Source organism: Pseudomonas defluvii (genome assembly GCF_001695625.1).
Lineage (GTDB): Bacteria > Pseudomonadota > Gammaproteobacteria > Pseudomonadales > Pseudomonadaceae > Aquipseudomonas > Aquipseudomonas defluvii.
Map to the genome: position 1 here is coordinate 1 of NZ_MBPN01000247.1, position 1,947 is coordinate 1,947.

Here is a 1,947-nt window from a genome sequence, read left to right on the forward strand (position 1 = left end):
AAACCGAAACCTGCCAGACCCCGGTTCAGCGCGTGGTGGCCGCATGCGGCGCGAGCTATCCCCAGGGGATAGCTCCATGGAGCGCTAACGAACGCTGCACGCCGAGATCAGGGGGGACAACGCCGATGCTGCGGCAGATGGTCGATCCCAGGCCTGCGACAGCTTGGCGTTGTGCCCAGCAGCGGAACTATCCCCAGGGGATAGCTCTACTGGCGGCCATGGGCATCTAGTTTCACCGCCTGGCATGCCGACTCATTTGCTGGCGAGCAGATTGCGTAGCCGCTCGATGTGCTGCTTGGCGACTTCTGGCGGCACTGGCTTACCCTGCGGCTGAGGTGGCGGTGCTGGTGGTGGTCGCTCGTTTGGTGGGACGGATGCCGATGGCGCGTCTTTCTTGGCCCAGGCATTGAACTCGCCATGGATGGCGCGCTGGATGATGCCGAACAGATACCCCGCAGGATTGCGTATGCCATGACTGCTGCATCGTGTGGCCCATTCGTCCAGCACGGCCTGTCTCAGCGCGGCATCAACCTGCTGCAATGCCACCCTGGCACCTGTCTGCTGCTCTGCCTTCAGTTCCGTGAAGCGCTTGGGCCATTGCAGATCGCCCAGCGCGCGCGCCTGCGCGGTAGTACGTACTTCATTAATACGACTACTACGTACTGTACGGGCCTGCTTCGGATTCCGAAGAGAGGCGTTTGGCACGGGTTTCGCCCCTGCTTCGGATTCCGAAGATGGGTCATCCGCATTCCGAAGAAGGCTCGATACTCCTTCTTCGGAATCGTGGGCGGCGTCCTCCTGTGGATAACTTGCGGCGGCCGTGATGCCTTGGCTGGCGAGGCGTTCTGCCAGAACCTGCAGCCGCGACGGCAATGTGCGCCCGGAGAGCAGCGGATCTTCCGCGATCTCCTTAAGGGTGTTCAGGCCGACCATCTGGACGGCCTTGGCCGAATGGCCGAGGGACTGGCTGACCAGTGCCAGGTAGTCGGCGTCGAGCTGCATGGCCTCGAAGGGCGTCAGCGGTTCATCGTGCAGAACGTAGAGGTTGCCGAGGATGCGGCCGGTCTTGGGGTCACGCCGTCGCCGCACCAGGCTCAACCATCGGGTGAGGCGCAACAGCGTCAACGCTCGGGCCACGGTTTCATGCGAGGCCTGCCCGGCGCAGGGCATCGATGCCAGCCAGGGTCGAAGCTGCTCATACGTCGGGAAGGCTGTCACGCCATCGTCGTTGAGCATCAGCCGGAACACCTGCCAGGCGTTGCGCTCCAGCGGCGTAAGGCGACGGTCGAGGAACAGTCGCCGCGGCACGGTCTCATGCCGGTTGCCGCTGAAGAGGAAGGCATCGCCGGACGTGGCGGGCGTCGGCGCAGGCATAGGTGCTGGCGCACTGGGCTTGGGCACGAGGTCTTTCAAGGCGGCGTCGAACAGGTCCGCGAGTGCGACGGGGCCACGGCGTGGTGCGGTGTCGTCCACGGCCATGGCTCAACCCAATCCTTGATCGACCCAGCTCTTGATCGAGGCCCAGACCACCGACAGAGGCAGCGACATGCCTTCGGCCAAGTCCATGGCGGCGTCGAGAATGGAGGTTTCGTCTTCGAGATCGACATTCCTGCTGCCGGTCACGGCCTTCCATTGCCGCCACAGATCCGTGTCCTGTTTCTCGTCCAGCACGGGGTGGCGGCCCTTGCGCTTGGGCAGGCCGAGGATTTCGCGGCGAAGCGCCACCTCTTGGTGGGTCAGGCCATAGAACCGACTGACCATCTCGGTGCTCGCACCCAGCCTGAGCATGCGATCGACCGTGGCGATTTCCTTCTCCACGTCCTGCGCCTGCTTGAGTAGTCGCCGGAGCACTTCGCGGTTGACCGTCACCGAGCACCAGGAGACGTTGGCGTTGGCGAGCACGCTGATCAGCGCGGGATGCTTGAGGGCGTCCAGTTCTTCCTCGCC

2 protein-coding genes are annotated in these 1,947 nt (G+C 63.9%); both read right to left on the bottom strand.

Translation table 11 applies throughout. The annotated features are described in order from the left end of the window. Positions 1–252: 252 nt before the first annotated feature. Positions 253–1,479, bottom strand: a complete 1,227-nt coding sequence (locus EKA13_RS27000; RefSeq protein WP_009459721.1) for an STY4528 family pathogenicity island replication protein — start codon at positions 1,477–1,479, stop codon at positions 253–255. Between the two features lie 3 nt (positions 1,480–1,482). Next, on the bottom strand, positions 1,483–1,947 hold a 465-nt coding region (locus tag EKA13_RS27005), incomplete at its 5' end, for a DUF2857 domain-containing protein (protein WP_065762016.1).